At 41.7% G+C, this 15,097-nt stretch carries 12 protein-coding genes and 2 pseudogenes; 9 read left to right on the forward strand and 5 right to left on the reverse strand.

What is annotated here, in order from left to right:
• Positions 1 to 26: 26 nt before the first annotated feature.
• Positions 27 to 1,090 (forward strand): annotated as a pseudogene (gene wecB, locus MSSIT_RS12945) (non-hydrolyzing UDP-N-acetylglucosamine 2-epimerase).
• A 260-nt stretch (positions 1,091 to 1,350) separates the two neighbouring features.
• Here wecB and MSSIT_RS25855 read toward each other — a convergent pair.
• Positions 1,351 to 1,712: pseudogene (locus tag MSSIT_RS25855) on the reverse strand (ISH3 family transposase); the annotation flags it as partial.
• 662 nt (positions 1,713 to 2,374) lie between these two features.
• Between MSSIT_RS25855 and MSSIT_RS12950 the strand changes: the two are divergent.
• The 3 genes from MSSIT_RS12950 to MSSIT_RS12960 all read left to right on the forward strand — a co-directional run bounded on the left by MSSIT_RS12950 (position 2,375) and on the right by MSSIT_RS12960 (position 4,741).
• Entirely contained in the window at positions 2,375 to 3,217 is an 843-nt protein-coding gene (locus tag MSSIT_RS12950; RefSeq protein WP_048172878.1) for a tetratricopeptide repeat protein, read from the forward strand.
• A gap of 119 nt (positions 3,218 to 3,336) precedes the next feature.
• Positions 3,337 to 4,155, forward strand: coding sequence for a hypothetical protein (locus tag MSSIT_RS12955; protein ID WP_048172879.1), 819 nt, complete (start codon positions 3,337 to 3,339; stop codon positions 4,153 to 4,155).
• 217 nt (positions 4,156 to 4,372) lie between these two features.
• A complete protein-coding gene (locus tag MSSIT_RS12960; RefSeq protein WP_148705599.1) occupies positions 4,373 to 4,741 on the forward strand; it encodes a metal-dependent hydrolase in 369 nt (122 codons plus the stop codon).
• A gap of 574 nt (positions 4,742 to 5,315) precedes the next feature.
• Here the strand turns inward: MSSIT_RS12960 and MSSIT_RS12965 are convergent.
• Positions 5,316 to 5,774, reverse strand: coding sequence for a pyridoxamine 5'-phosphate oxidase family protein (locus MSSIT_RS12965; protein ID WP_048172881.1), 459 nt, complete (start codon positions 5,772 to 5,774; stop codon positions 5,316 to 5,318).
• 512 nt (positions 5,775 to 6,286) lie between these two features.
• Here MSSIT_RS12965 and MSSIT_RS24925 point away from each other — a divergent pair.
• The 3 genes from MSSIT_RS24925 (at position 6,287) to MSSIT_RS12975 (ending at position 9,300) form a co-directional block, all read left to right on the forward strand.
• Positions 6,287 to 6,613, forward strand: a complete 327-nt coding sequence (locus MSSIT_RS24925; RefSeq protein WP_231589811.1) for a hypothetical protein — start codon at positions 6,287 to 6,289, stop codon at positions 6,611 to 6,613.
• Entirely contained in the window at positions 6,529 to 7,011 is a 483-nt protein-coding gene (locus MSSIT_RS24930) for a C39 family peptidase (RefSeq protein WP_231589812.1), read from the forward strand. Before MSSIT_RS24925 ends, MSSIT_RS24930 begins: the two co-directional genes overlap by 85 nt.
• A gap of 567 nt (positions 7,012 to 7,578) precedes the next feature.
• Complete coding sequence (locus MSSIT_RS12975) at positions 7,579 to 9,300, forward strand: thiamine pyrophosphate-binding protein (RefSeq protein ID WP_048172882.1); 1,722 nt, start codon at positions 7,579 to 7,581, stop codon at positions 9,298 to 9,300.
• A gap of 464 nt (positions 9,301 to 9,764) precedes the next feature.
• Here the strand turns inward: MSSIT_RS12975 and MSSIT_RS12980 are convergent, their stop codons facing one another.
• Positions 9,765 to 11,267 carry a vWA domain-containing protein gene (locus MSSIT_RS12980; RefSeq protein ID WP_082088998.1) on the reverse strand — a complete coding sequence of 501 codons (1,503 nt, stop codon included), beginning with the start codon at positions 11,265 to 11,267 and terminating at the stop codon, positions 9,765 to 9,767.
• A gap of 49 nt (positions 11,268 to 11,316) precedes the next feature.
• On the opposite strand from MSSIT_RS12980, the gene MSSIT_RS23425 reads away from it, so the two are divergent.
• Positions 11,317 to 11,490, forward strand: a complete 174-nt coding sequence (locus tag MSSIT_RS23425; protein WP_156157345.1) for a hypothetical protein — start codon at positions 11,317 to 11,319, stop codon at positions 11,488 to 11,490.
• Here the strand turns inward: MSSIT_RS23425 and MSSIT_RS12985 are convergent.
• Positions 11,483 to 13,030, reverse strand: a complete 1,548-nt coding sequence (locus tag MSSIT_RS12985) for an AAA family ATPase (protein ID WP_394296915.1) — start codon at positions 13,028 to 13,030, stop codon at positions 11,483 to 11,485. The genes MSSIT_RS23425 and MSSIT_RS12985 overlap by 8 nt on opposite strands.
• A gap of 301 nt (positions 13,031 to 13,331) precedes the next feature.
• Here MSSIT_RS12985 and MSSIT_RS22365 point away from each other — a divergent pair.
• Positions 13,332 to 14,014, forward strand: a protein-coding gene (locus MSSIT_RS22365; protein ID WP_148705127.1) for an IS1 family transposase whose coding sequence is annotated in 2 segments (ribosomal slippage) — positions 13,332 to 13,652 and positions 13,655 to 14,014 — 681 coding nt in all. Because the reading frame shifts where the segments join, the coding sequence is not laid out codon by codon here.
• 32 nt (positions 14,015 to 14,046) lie between these two features.
• Here MSSIT_RS22365 and MSSIT_RS13000 read toward each other — a convergent pair.
• Positions 14,047 to 14,451 carry an FxsA family protein gene (locus MSSIT_RS13000; protein ID WP_048172890.1) on the reverse strand — a complete coding sequence of 135 codons (405 nt, stop codon included), beginning with the start codon at positions 14,449 to 14,451 and terminating at the stop codon, positions 14,047 to 14,049.
• Between the last annotated feature and the right edge of the window lie 646 nt (positions 14,452 to 15,097).

The following is a 15,097-nucleotide window of genomic DNA, read 5'->3' on the forward strand; positions in this document are numbered from 1 at the left end:
AGATCCAACATAACAAAAGAATTAATATGAAAATTCTATCAATAATCGGCGCTCGCCCACAATTCATAAAATGTGCTCCTCTTTTCCGTGCAATTCGCAAAGAGCACGAGGAAATCCTTGTGCACACAGGCCAGCACTATGATCCTGAAATGTCCTACATATTTTTTAATGAATTACAAATCCCTGAACCTGATTACAATCTTGGTGTCGGTTCAAGCATCCACGGCGAACAAACAGGAAAGATGCTTATTGAAATCGAAAAGATCTTTCTCAAAGAGAAACCGGATCTTGTCCTGGTATACGGAGACACTAATTCCACTCTGGCAGGAGCACTTACAGCCTCAAAACTACACCTCAAAGTTGCGCATGTAGAGGCAGGTCTTCGCTCTTATGACAGAACCATGCCAGAGGAAATAAACAGAGTGCTCACAGATCATGTTTCAGACCTTCTTTTTTGTCCCACAGAAACTGCAGTTTTAAACCTTAAAAAAGAAGGGATTACAAGAGGAGTTTATAATGTTGGAGATGTGATGCTGGATTCTTTAAAATATAATATAAAAGTTGCAGAACGAAAAGCTACGACCCTAGAAGATATGGGACTCAGTTCAAAAGAATATTTAGTTGCAACTGTCCATCGGGCTTCAAATACTGACAGCCTCAAGAATCTTTCATCTATAGTTAATGCCTTCTGTGATGTTGATATTCCTATCATATTCCCGGTACACCCAAGAACTGAGAAATACTTGAAACATTATGGACTCTGGGACAAATTATGTGAAAAAGTAAAGGTCATTCCTCCTCTTGGATATCTGGAGATGTTAAAACTCATGCTCACTCAAAGAAGATCCTTACGGACTCCGGAGGGATTCAGAAGGAAGCATACATACTTGAGGTGCCCTGCATAACCATGAGGGAAAATACTGAGTGGATGGAAACTGTAGAGGACGGAGAGAATGCACTTGTTGGTGCGGATTATGAGAAAATCATGGATGCAATTTTAAATTTTGAAGGGGCTAAAGTAAAAGGAAATGTTTTTGGGAATGGGAATGCATGTGTAAATGTTCTTAAAGTTTTAATGACTATTTTTTAAAAATAAAAAAGAACGAAATTTAAATATGGGATTCTGTACAATTGCAACAAATCTACTTTTTGTCATTATTTTTTTAAAAATGTGATAGAATGACATATGATAAATTTATAAAAGAGGTAGGAATTATAGGAATCACACAGGTTTTAATCTAACTAGGAGTTCTGCAGTTAGGTCTTAGAATATCGTTTTTAATGACTTGAGACTTTGCCAATTTCACTATTACTACTTTAAAATCAAATTAAAAGCATCAAATCCCTTTTATAAGTATCATTGGTATAATCAGCAGCTAATTCATAGCTTTTGCCTGTTTTCAGGGTCTTTATTAGTTCTTGAAGGATAATCTTTTCATTCGATTTGATCAGTTCTCCATGTTTAGTTTTTTAAGATGGTATCGTAGAGATGTTTCGCAAGCAACATTCTGATACTGTGTTGCAACAGAATGAACAGAATTCCTGTTGACTGACATACTCAAAACGGTACGAAAAACATCTTCACTTGTAAGAGAACCGTTGATCTTGATTGTCACATGGTCAGTGAGAAGTCTTAATACGGTATCAATACATCCTTTTGCTTTTAATTCAAGTTTAGGATTATTTCCGGGCTTATATGATAAAAGAGACATAGGAGGGGCATTTTAATCATATATAAGGGTATTGGAAAACCGTTTTTATGAGGAAATGAAAATTAGCGAAGTACTGGGGCTATTTAAAAGTCCTCAACCAATTAAAGATATTTCAAAACTATAGAAGTTAAAGATAAAGTCGGGAATTAAATGTAAAGTCAAGATATTGATGTGAAGTGTTCGAATAAAAGTAGAAACTGACAAGGGCAATTTATTCTGCAAACTCTTTTTTTCAGCAATTTCGGAAAAGGCCGCCCGCTTTGCGGATGGTGAGGCCCCCCTGTTATCAATACGAGGAAGGAAACTACCAGATTTGAATCAGCAGTAAACCCTCTTACAAAAATCAGATTCATTTCAAACAATATTTCAAGCAATATGACAGGAATCCTCCTGAGCCGGAAAATGAACTCCATATTTTGTAGAAGCGGGATGGAAATTAAAGTCAGGACCCATGAATCTTATTAAATCTCAGAATAGTATATATTATAAAACTCCAGATATTTATCTGGATAATTAACAGGTTTACTAAACTGGTTTTAAATCCGATACAAATTCTGATAATTACATTGATTCCGGTAATACCGTTAATTCCGGCAATATGGCAATACCGACAATTCCGGTAACACCGGCAATATCTATATTCGTGGATATGAGGCAAAAAAATGGCAAAAATGGCAAAAACGCTCAAAACCCTTGAAAAAGCCGCAGAGGAGAGTACCGGTAAAGGCAGGGTCTTTTTCGATATGGGCAAATATGAAGAAGCCCTGCAGGCTTACGGGGAAGCCGCCGAGACTTGGAAAGAAATGGCAGACCTCCTTTTTGAAAATGGGAAAGAGGAGAGTGGAAACATCTTCCTGGGAAAGGTCTTCGAAGCAGAGTCCCGCTGCGGGATGGCTTTTTTCAAGCTTGGAAAGTACGAAGAAGCCCTGGAAGTCGTTGACAAAGCCCTGGAACTAAAACCCGAAAGCTCCACAGAGTGGTCCAACCGGGGTTTTGTGCTTTCGGCGATGGGCAGGAATGAAGAGGCACTTGAAGCCTTTGATAAAGCCCTTTCCCTGGACCCCGAATCCCCCAAAATCATGACCAACAAAGGGGTTGTCTATTTCAGGATGGGGCTCCTCGAAAAAGCCCTGGAAACCTTTGACAAAGCCCTTGAAGCCGAACCCAAAAAGGCATCTGACTGGGCATGCAAACTTCCCAGATTCAGCTTCTTTTCCCGAAACAAAGCTCCCATCATGAGACCTGATAATGCTGAGGTCTGGCACTGGAAAGGCAACGTGTTTATGGAACTGGGAGAAAAAGAAAAAGCCCTGAATTCCTACAAAATGGCTCTGGAAAGCGACCCTGACCACCTGAACTCCCTCCTGTGCGGAGGAGCCCTGCTCTGTGAATTTTCAGAATACAAAGAGGCTTTCAAGTGCTATGTGAGAGCCCTTAAACTAAGCCCCGGAATCGAAGCTGCAAAACAGGGGAAAGAACTCTGCGAAGAAAAGATTAACCAATGAATGTGTATCAATCTAACGGAAGGAAGAAGGAAGAAACTTAAAATGTTTATAGTTGCAGAGGCTGTTCGGATACAAAAGGTTAAAAGACTTTAAGCATAAGTTTGCGTCAGGGGTTAAAAATGGAAGATACACTTCTCACTATTTTTCGGTTGAGCCTATTCGAAACCCTCTGCGTTACAGGCGCTCTTATCCTCACTGGCATGATTCTCGGAGTACTTGAGCATCGGGCTAATTTTTATGTCCAGAGTGTTTTCGGCATGAAAGGAATTATGGCGACAGCCTGGATAGGCACCCCGATCCACGAATCCGGCCACCTGCTTATGTGTTATCTCTTCAAGCACAAAGTAAACGAATTCAAGCTTTTTACCCTGAGGCCTAAAGACGGAGTTCTTGGCTACGTCAACCACAGCTGGAACCAGAAAAGCCTTTACCAGAACATAGGGAACTTTTTCATAGGCATGGGCCCCATATTCAGCGGAACCTTCGCCCTGATCCTCGGGATGTCTCTCTTCCTGCCTGATTCTTTTGCCACCTTTTCAAACTATCTGGCCCTTGATGCCGGGCAGCCTGACTCTCAGACGTTAGCTAGTATTTTAGTGCTGACAGCCCAGCTTTTTAAAAGCCTTTTTTCGGCAGAAAACCTGACTTCAGCCGGTTTCTGGGTCTATTTGGCTTTTGCAATAGCGATTTCCTCTCACATAGCCCTGAGCAAAGAAGACCTCAAAGGAGCAGCAAGGGGTCTGTTTACAATTTTCTTTTTCATTTTACTGGCCAATACATTTGCCCTGCTTCTCAATGCTGACTTTTCCGACTTTTTTAATGAAATCCTTACCTTAAACGTCTACATGCTGGCGTTTGCAATGGTTTCGGTTGTGTTTTCTTCAATCAGGCTGCTTTTAAGTGGTTTTGCTTATGCGCTTGTGTCCAGAATCAGGTGATGTGAAGCATATTTTCTTCCAATGATTTTCCTATGATTTCCTACTATCCCCACTGATTCCCCTAATACTCTCTTTACTATCTTCTCATGTTCAATGTATAAACCGATCAAATGTAAAATTATAGTCCAAATATACCAGAAAATAGAAATACAAAAGAAAATAAAAAAGAAAGTGTAAAAAAAGAAGAAGATTTTCCTGAACAGCAAGGGGGGATATTGTGACAGGTCGAAAAACACACATGACAGCAGGAGTTTTAGTCTCCTTTATCCTGATCTGGTATATGGTTCCGAAAGGTCTTGTTCTCAGCTCAGTGCTTCTTCCGATAGCTTTAGTGTCCTCTGCCCTTGGAGCCGTGCTGCCTGACCTGATCGAGCCTCCCAGAAACCGGCGCCATCGAAAGTTTTTCCATTCGCTTCTTTGCCTCGCACTTTTACTGCTGTATCTTAATCAGACCTGTTTAAGTCTGCTAACTGCCGGGACGGTAGATGAAGTTACGATCGGAATCTTTTTTGCAGGGGCCGGGTATGCTTCGCATCTGGTGCTTGATGCGCTTACGCCTGCGGGGCTACCGGTCGTTGGGTTGTAAGTGATTTTGAATTAGTTTTGACCCTGACAACCGTATTCACTATACAGAACCTTTCTTTTCCCGCTCGACGCAGGAGAGCGGTCGTCTCAAAAAATTGAAGAAACAAAAATGAGAGTGAAAATAGCCGAATTCCCTGCAGGATGTAAATCTATCCTGATATAAATAGAACTTAAACTTTCTAAAAATACTGGTTTTCAAATCATTCTTTAGTCTCAATTTTCTTTCTGTGTTTTGGGTAGGGCCGCCAGACAAGCTGGCGGAGGCCCTCTTATATCTCTCTGAATTATAAAACTATTTCCGGATTTAATATACCGCTAATCAAATCCAGCTACCTATGATGACTCAAAAATTTTGGAAATTTTCTCCAATAAGGCAACAGGAAGATTACTGTTAAGCTTCAATCTCTCCAATAATTAACAGTAAACTATAATCTTGGTTTTACTGTTAAATTTTAGCCTTTACAGTACTTTACAGTAAATTCAATAACATGAGACCCACTGTTAAATTTCCAAGTTTACAGTACTTTACAGTAAACTCCTCATTGAAGGCTTTAACAATTTAAGAGAAAAGCAGATTAAAAACCACTTTCTTTCCCGGTCATCTTTTCAATCTCAATCTTAATCACGCACAGCCTGTTAACCTTCCACTCCTCAAACTCAAAAGGCCCCTTTTTTCCGTAATGTTCGGAAAGCACGGTAAGTCCCTCGACTTTTTCATTGTAATCCTCCAGAAACTTTGCCTGACCGTGTCCGATAACGCTCCTGTAGCGGACGTTATAATTGCAGGGGTCATCAGCGGTGATGAGCTCGGTTTCGACAGCTGCTTCAAAACAGACCCTGGGGTTCTTTTTAAGGATCTCTATTTTCCTGCCTTTTTGGGAGCTGTGGAGGTAGATAGCGTTTTCCTTATAGCCGAAGGACATGGGGACTATGTATGGGGTTTCGGTATCGGAAAGGGCGAGACGGAGGAACCTGGCGGTTGAAAGGATGGCTTCGATTTGCTGGGGGTCATTGATGAGTTTCTGGCTTCCCATACTATTCACCTGAAAGAGATAGTTTGTGAAAAATCCTATAAAATTTACTAAACTGATAACTCTTCATTTTTATTTAAAATATTACATGTAAAACAATGTCAGATAAGATGAAACTATATCCTCTTCAAATTTCAGTGACAAAGAAATGCGCAGGAAATTGGATTATCTTTTCCGCTTAATAGATATAAAATTACTAAGAGCGTGTCTTAAAATTCAACTTGATCTCACAACGGAATTTAAAAGGATGAGATTTTTGTTTCTTTGACAGTTTTCATAGTTTTTTATTATCTTGTGCATCTAATCAGCTATTTTGTTTCTAAATCTGTTTCTCATAAATACAATTATTATATTTTAATATAATATCTAACTAAATAAATAAATGAATAAATATTAATCACAATAATAGTCGTTCGAGCTATTTAGCTACGACTCTTTAATTGAAGAGGTCTGCTTATACTCTTTAGCAAAAACCTGGTCTCTTCTCCTAATTTGAATTTTGTGGGGATACGTCTATGAAAATAGATAATAAGAGTTTGAATATAAGAAAAGCAGCATTTTTTCTAAGCGTTGATGGTTTGGTAATATTAATAGCTATAGGAATGCCTGCAGGCGCCAGTGAGGTCGAAGTTAAAAGTGTAGTTCCTGAGAATAACACAACTATGTTATTACAGGTGCCTGATGTGCGCCAATCCGCCAACTACTCGTGTGGAACTTCATGCTTTCAGGCTGTAGTAAGCTACTGGGAGGTAAAGATATGGGAGAAGGCCAGTTTATTGAGCTCGTCAACACTACTCTCGGAAAGACTGACCGCAAGGGCACCACCCCCAGCGGCATCGTAGAAGGGGTAGAAAAAATGGGGCTTAGAGCCGAGATTAGGGAGAACCTGACACTGGACGATTTGAGAGACTCCATTAATAAAGGCATTCCGGTAATAGTTAGACTCCAGGCCTGGAAGAATGCGGATCAATCCTGGGAAATGGATGCGAGCAGTCACTACATGGTAGTCATAGACATAGACAGCAAAAATGTGTACTTTGAAGACCCATGGATACTTGGCAACAGAGGGTATATTCCACATGATGAGTTCATAGAACGCTGGCATACTTTCAGTTATGCATCTCCTACAGCTGCTGAAAAAACAAAAATGATTCATATGGGAATCTTTATCATTGAGACAAGCCTGCACAAAATCCCTATTTCATACATGTGGACTAAATCCAGGTACCAATATGCTTGAATGTGTCCGGAATTGAGAATGTCCAGAATTGAGAAATCCAAGATCATGTCTTAAAATTAAATTTGAGTCTGCATTTGGGACGGAACTTACACACTTGAACTGAAGAATGGTATCATTAAGCCGTTAAACCGACATTCTGCAGATGTACATAAATGTGTAATTTATTTGCCTATTTGCTCAATTTTATTCGTTTAAAGCAAGATGAGCTTTTAAGTTACTGCCCTGCTGAGAAAATAGGTGGTATTGTTGTGTATATCTGAGGAAAGTCAAATTAATAATTCTTCTGCAACTGTTTTTTTGATTCCGTGCCCCCAACGATCCGTGGTTGAATTGGCAGAAAAACCCATGACAACCCTTAAGTATAATATTCTCCCTTTTTTTCGGTAATGTTAAGTTCTACCACAAACCACACGGAGTTCAATTTACCTGTATCCGTAGTAGTTGTAGTAGTGGTAGTACTCGCTTGAGCAAGAAAAAGAAAACATTCTGGCTCAAGTGTGCTGTTTTTGCTTATTATACTGAATAGTGCGTCCTGTGCCAGTTTTGTTTCTTTCCGGGAGTTTTAAGATGAAAGAAATGAGCGGAGCAGAAGTCCTGATTAAGTGTCTGGAGGACCTTGGTGTCAAACACATTTTTGGCTATACCGGAGCAGCAATACTTCCGGTATTCCACGCCCTCAGGCATAGTGATATTGAGATCATAGTTAATTCCAATGAGCAATCGGCAACATTCAGCGCAGCAGGTTATTCACGGTCAAGCAACAGGGTAGGTGTAGCCATAGTCACGTCCAGACCTGCCATAACTAACACGCTCACCAGCGTTGCCGATGCTTATGGGGACAGCATACCCCTGCTTGTATTTGCAGGACAGGTCCCTGAGCATAAGATAGGCACCGATTCCTTCCAGCATATTAACGTCAAAGGTATTTTCAGGGATGCGGCCAAAAAAGTCATCCAGCTCTCCAATGCTGATGACATGGAAACCATAATCAAGGATGCCTATTACTTTGCAAAATCAGGAAAACCCGGGCCTGTAGTCATAGATTTCCCTCTCGACAAACAGCTGAAAAACCATGAGTATCATTGTATGGACATTATAAGGTTCGAGGGAAGTTATCACGATGATAAACACCTGTCTGAAGAACAATGCAAAGCCTTTTTTAAACTGTTGCTCAACTCCAGAAGGCCTCTGCTCTATCTCGGAGGCGGTCTTAACTCGGAGTCAGGAAGTCAGGCCGTCAGGGAATTCAATGAGCTTTTCGGAATACCCTCTGTCAATACACTCATGGCAAAAGGTGTCGTTGACGAAAGGGATGACCTGAACTTGGGAATGCTGGGAATGTTCGGTACACCGTATGCCAACATGCTCATACAGGAGAACGACTTCTTCTTTGCTATCGGGGTAAGATGGGATGATCGGGTTGCGGAAAAGGTCGGGTTTGCAATAGGTACCGACATAGCTTACATTGATATCAATCCCAGGAAAATGCACCAGATAAAAATCGAGCGTAATCCGAAATTTACATTCATAGGAGATGCTGCCACAGCGCTTCGCGACCTGCTGAACTATGCCAGGAAACATAATATCTGTCTGGATATCCGGGAATGGCAGATGCGTGCAAGAGACCTGAAAAGGTCGTGGCCTCTGAATTACAAAAGGACATCCGAATACATACAGGCTGCCGAAGTCATTTCAATGCTTGCAAACCACGTTGACGAAAACACAAAGATAACCACTGGTGTAGGCAACCACCAGATGCTCGCAGCACAGTACCTGCCAATGAACTGCCCAAAATCTTTCATGACTTCCGGCTCCTTCGGAACTATGGGCTTTTCCATGCCTACAGCAATCGGTGTTCATTATGCTAACCCGCATTCGAAAGTCATAGCAATCGATGGTGACGGCAGTCTGAGGATGAATCTGGGAGAACTGCATACCATCGCATCGCTGGACCTTCCAATCAAGATACTCATGCTGAACAACAGAAGCGATGGTATGGTCCAGAACCTGCAGGACGCAGCTTATGAAGGAATACGCATAGGAACACAAAGACCAAAAGATGTGAACTTTGCAGAGATTGCAAGGTCATTTGGCTTAAGTTATGCAGAGAGGGTAAGTAGCAGAAACGATTTGAAAGAGAAAATGGAAGCATTTATGAATGCAGACGGGCCCTGCTTTCTGGAAGCCTGCACGGACAGAGAAGAGGTTCTGTATCCGAAGGTTCCTGCAGAGGGCTCTTATAAAGATATGATTCTGGGCCCTTACATAAAATCGACTTCACTGTCTTAATAACCATGTTCTGGAACCGCGGAGGGACCTAAAGCAGAATTTCAATCCTGTAATTTAGGAAATACGGGCAACGGAACTCTAAGCTTTCCGAATCTTAAATGACCTTTCTTCGTTTCATTTTATCTCACATGCAAAACGTTCTCATATAAAATGAAACGTTTTTTATAGGTTACAGCCCTTAAAATCTCAGTGGAGCAATAAAATGGACATAAAAAAAATTATCTGTGCGGCTATATCCATTCTCATTTCCTTATTGATTTTGATCATTATTTTTAAGTATACTCCAAACCCGTTCACGTAAAAAGGCAGGTATACTTCTTCGCGTTTTCCATTTTAATCTATTAGCTTTGCGGGAAAATCACTGCATTTTTACTTAGTTTCCCTGATTTCAGATTTTATAATTTTCAATTTCCCTGATTTCTTATTTTATAATTCTCAGTTTTCCTGGTTTCAGATTTTATGTTTCAGATTTTATATTTTTCAGTTACCTTGCCTTGCGTTTTGTTAGTCTCAGCTTCCCTTGTCTCACATTTTATCAGTTTTACTCTCCCGCCAGCGCCCTCATAATCCTGCTCCATCTCCACGGTATATGTGTAATCCGAGATTTCCGCAAGCCCGCCGACTCCGCTTCCTCCAACAATCAGAGAATAGACCTTTGCGTTATACTTCTTTTTTGCCTCTTCCCAGCGGGCAAGGACCAGCTCGTCAGAGATTTCGGACTTCCCGTCGGTAATGAAAAGCAGGTCTGCACCCTGAAAGTCCTTTTCCTTGAGGGATTTGAGGCCTGAAGCAAGCGCGGTATTGAAATCCGTCCCGCCGCCGAAGGTATAGAGCAGAAAGTTCAGGAACCTTTCAGACATCCTTTTCCTGCGGCTGAGTTCTATTTCCAGGTGCTGGCTGACGGAGGCAAAAAGAATTACTTTCATGTCCCGCTGCTGGGCGAGCATCAGCTTTGCCATGGCAAGTACGGCAGACTTGGCAAGAGTCTGGGGAGTCCCGTGCATGGAACCCGAGGTATCGACCAGCACAATCATGGGTCCTCGCGGTTTTATCCTGGGGGGACCTGTATAGTGTTTACCGAGTAGCTGGTAGCTCAGGAGTTTTCCTTCAAGCATATCCGCATAGAACTTCCGCTTCAGAGCCGGGTTGAGGAGCTTTGCGACTTCCATGGGCAGGAGATTATTTATCGAGTCCGAAAAGCGCACGGTCTGAATTCTGTTTTTCCCGAAAGGAGAATAGCGTATCCGGTCGGAAGGTGGGTCAAATTCCCGCCTGCCTATAAAGTTCACGATTCTTCTCAGGTCAGGGTTTTTTTCAAAAAAAGCCGAGTAATTTTTCAGCATCTTAAACTGGACATAAAAAGGCTCTTTTTTAAGCTCCTTTACGGAATAACTCCAGCTCCTTCCGGGGAAAAGAAGGGCAAGAGTATCGAAAAGGTCCAGGTTTTCTTCCATTTCGGAGATAAACTCCTGTATTCTGGAGTAGAGTCCTTCCAGCATCCCGTCAAGAAAATCCTGGCACCCATCCTTTTGCATGAAATTGAGGACAGCTTCATAAATGTCGGACTTTCCGGAAACCTGCTCAGATCGCTGAACATTCAGGGCTGCCGAATCCTCGTGATTCCCGCCTGCCCAGAGGAGAAGGGTTTGTTTAAGGATTTGTTCAAACTCTCTGAGGATGGCTTCGGTTTCGGCATCAAGCTCCGTGAATAAGTCTTTTTTCGATTCCGAGCCCCTATCTCTGGCTGCTGAAATGCGTTCCATCAGGGTATAGATCAGAGGCAGAAGCAGTTTCAGGCATGCGATTCCTGCTCCTCTGCTTCTTTTTGCAATCTTCTGAAGCCCTGGCCACGGCCTTGAATTTCTAAGGGTAAGAAAGATCGGGTAAAATGCCCCGAAAATTCCTATGAACCTTTCAGCATCTTTTATCTCATACGGCTGCTCGAAAAGGATTTCAAGGGTTATCACTTCGGCTATTTTCTCACGCAGAGGGCGGGGAATCGTGTGGGGGTAAGCAATGGTGCTTCTCAGTTCTCCTTCCAGTAGGGAAGCCGTCTGTTTCTGGACGGAGAGGGCCTCGTGCCAGAGCCTGTTTCTGGAAAAAAAAGAGTATGACTCGGAAGAGACTCTGTCAGGGTTGGTCAGAAAACCGGTCGAATCTTCCGTATCAACACCTCATTTGCTCATCTGAGCTTGAACCTGGATCCGATCCCTTTCATAAAACCGCCTGCACTGTTACCCGAATCGGGTACCTGAACATTTGCTCCAATTTTTGAGGTATGGGAATCGGAAGGATCGGTGTATCCTGATTTTGCAGCCCTGAACTCTTCAGACCTGGATTTTTTGTGCTGCAAACCTAGCAGGGTTTCGATTTCACCTATCAGGGCTTCGGTTCCGGAAAGCTGTGTGCTTCCTGCGTCATGCAGGAGCAGGGCTTCGTTTCTGTCAGGGGTTGAAAGCCAGATATTTGCATCCATCAGGTTTCTAAGCAGTTCCTTTTCTTCCTCAAGCCGCTGTTTTACTCGATTTACTCTGCCAACCAGGGTTTCGAATTCTTTTTCAAAAACCTCTCTCTGGCCTTGAGACAGGGTATTTTTCTTTCCTGAACGTTCGTGGAGATAATCGATTTCCCTTACAAGGTTCTTATAAGGATGGATCCTCGAGTTTCCCTCCTGCTTCAGCTTGTAGCTGTGGTTCGGGCAGGCAGTATGATGGAGCTCCAGTTTCTCTCTAAGCTGGAATTCTTCTCCGCAGCTGTCGCAGATTACTCCAACGGGAAGCTCGTTTTTCAGGTCAATATTAAGGGCTGTCTTCAGGTCTTCTGCGTCCAGGCGGAGTTTTTCGGTATTCACCCCGCCGGAAACAACGAGTTTAAAGACTGTTTTTCTGATGGTTTCCCGCTCTTCAGGCAGGTTCCAGAGCATGTGCTGGAGCAAAAGGATCATTGTCCTGTCAACAGCCGGACAGCCGCTGCTGCAGGCTGCAACCTTCAGGACCTGCACAATTCTTTTCCAGCGCCGGTCCGAAATTTCAATTTCCTGGAGCTGGAGGTTTTTCCGGAGTTCCGTGATTATTACCTCAACATCAGGATCGACAGGCAGGGAGTTTGAGCTCTTGCGGAGCTTTTCGATTTCTGAGACCTGAATGCTTGCAGCAGGCTTAAAGTCGTCAGGTTCCCTGAAAAGGAGGTTTTTGAAGTTTTCATCGTCCTGAATATATGAGAGCCTGTACCTGAACAGGAAACGGTCATAAAGCGCTTCCAGGCTTTCGTCCTCCTCGGGAAGCTCGTTAGATGCCCCGAATACCGAGAGCAGAGGGACATCAGCTATCTCTCTTCCGTTATGGTATTTTCTCTCGTTCAGTATGGTGAGAAGGCTGTTGAGGATGGCACTGCTTGCCTTAAAGATCTCGTCAAGCAAAGCAACATGGGCTGTCGGGAGGCAGCCGTTGATGTTTCTCCTGAACTCGTCTGCTTCAAGGGCTTTTAAAGAAAGAGGCCCGAAGATCTCTTCAGGGGTTGAAAAGCTTGTTAAAAGGTAATTAAAAAAGTTCCCGCCCTCAATTGTCTGGCAGATGCCTCTGGCAAGCTGGGTCTTAGCCGTGCCGGGGGGGCCCAGAAAGAGCAGGTTTTCGCCTGAAAGGACAGCAAGGAGGGAACCGTTTATTTCGGCTTCGCGTTCTTTGAAGTAGTTCGTAAATTCCGATTTTACCTCGAGAAGAGTTTCTTTCAGGTTCAAGCCTCCCGGTTTTGCAATAGTTATGAGATATTTCCGGTTATGAGATTATTTAAGTTACAAGATGGTTTAAGTTATGAGACAGTTCCGGGATAAAAGAGTTTTTCTAATGCTGCTTTCGGTCTGTTTCCTAAGTTTTTAGCCTGATTCTATTTTAAGTCTTGTAATTATGTTTTGTCCCGGTCTTTCACAAAGCTGACCCGACGTTGTTTCACAAGTTCAAAGGCTGTGTGAAAGGAAAAAATTAAGGCATTGGTAGTTAATTATAGTTATATATTATGAAAACCTATATTTCTGCATGAACTGCCCAAGATGCAAAAGTTCCAATCACACAAAAAACGGTATAGTTTGTGGACGTCAACGCTACAAATGCCACGATTGTGGATATAACTATTCAGTCGAGCTAAAATCAACTGCTAGTTCTCCTCTAGTTAAGAGACAGGCTTTGCAACTTTATCTTGAGGGATTAGGATTTCGCTCAATAGGACGATTTTTAGGGGTAAGTCATGTTTCTGTCCAAAAATGGATAAAGAAATTTGGTCAGGAGATAGAGGAGCTAAAAAGCGAAAATGAGATATCTATTGTTGAACTGGATGAGATGCACACTTACATCGGTAACAAAAAAAATATTGCTGGATCTGGATTGCTGTTGATAGAGTTGGGAAAAAGTTCATCAACTGCTCTTTTGGTAGCAGAGGAACGAAAACTGGACAACTACTCTGGGAAAAATTAAAGAAGAAAGAGATTGGAGAAGTGATGACTGATCACTGGAGGGCATATGCAGAGTTTATTCCTGAAACCATTCATACTCAATCCAAAGCAGAAACGTATACAGTTGAAGGATATAATGGCATATTGAGGCACTTTCTGGCAAGGTTGAGACGAAAGACAAAGTGTTATACGAAGAGTCTTGAAATGCTAAAGTACTCTGTTCTTCTATTGATGAAACACAGAAATAAAGAGTTACCTCTATTTAATTAACAATACCAAAAATTTCATCCCGCAGTTCTCGGTCACCTGAAATCCGTGTACATCCGCATCTGGAAGTTTCCCTGTTCGATCTTTTTTCTGATGATTCCTTTTGCAATTCCCACATAGATTTCCCTGATCTGGGGAATTAACATGGAAAAGCCTATGGCATCGGTCAGAAAACCAGGGGTCAGGAGAGCAAAACCCCCGATCAGGACAAAAAGCCCGTGCAGGAGTTCGTTTCCCGGCATATACCCTTGTCTTGTTGCATCCTGGATCTGGCGGAATACCCGAAAGCCCTGAATTTTGGTCAGGTAAGCCCCAAGGCTTGCAGTAATCAAAATAACAAGCACGGTGTTAAAAGCTCCGATTATACCGCCTATCTTGACCAGGAGGTAAATCTCCACAAGGGGAATAATCAGAAAAAGGGAAAAGAGTTTGAGAAACATGGTGGTCAGTTTCAGAGATCCTTAAATGGTTATTAAGCGGTTATTTGTTTTTTTCAGTACTGAGCATTTCATTTTTAATTTCTAAGCAATAAGGAGAGTATAGTTCTCATATATTGTTTTTTTGGAACTCCAATTGTTTTTGGAGCTTAATCCTGTAAGCTTCGAGATTTTTTGATCCGCAATGTAACTTGCAATATAACCTGCAATGCAACTTACAATGTAACCTGAATATAAAGTGAATTCTATCTCTAGTTTAATACGAAACAGTAATTTTTCAATGTTTGATTTATGCTTTATTCGAAATTTTTTAAATACCTTTTCCTCGGGAGAATACTATCATTTGATATGCTTTTCTTTTCCATTCGTATTTTTATTTATTTCTTTTTCAATTTTTCAATTTTGTTTATCGTAGTACTTTTTATGTTTTTATATATCTTGATGTATTTTTATATTTTCCTCTGTCCTGCATCCTTGTTTTTTATCATGCGAAATCTATTTTTTTAGGAAAACGCTGTCGTTCAATGCAATTAGCTGTTTTATTTTGGGTTACAAAGGGATAAGATGTTATATGATTATTGTAATATTATACTGGCTCTCATATACACTATTAAAACACTAATATTATGTCAAATAGTCTTACGCACTA

The organism is Methanosarcina siciliae T4/M, from assembly GCF_000970085.1.
GTDB classification, from domain to species: Archaea; Halobacteriota; Methanosarcinia; order Methanosarcinales; family Methanosarcinaceae; genus Methanosarcina; species Methanosarcina siciliae.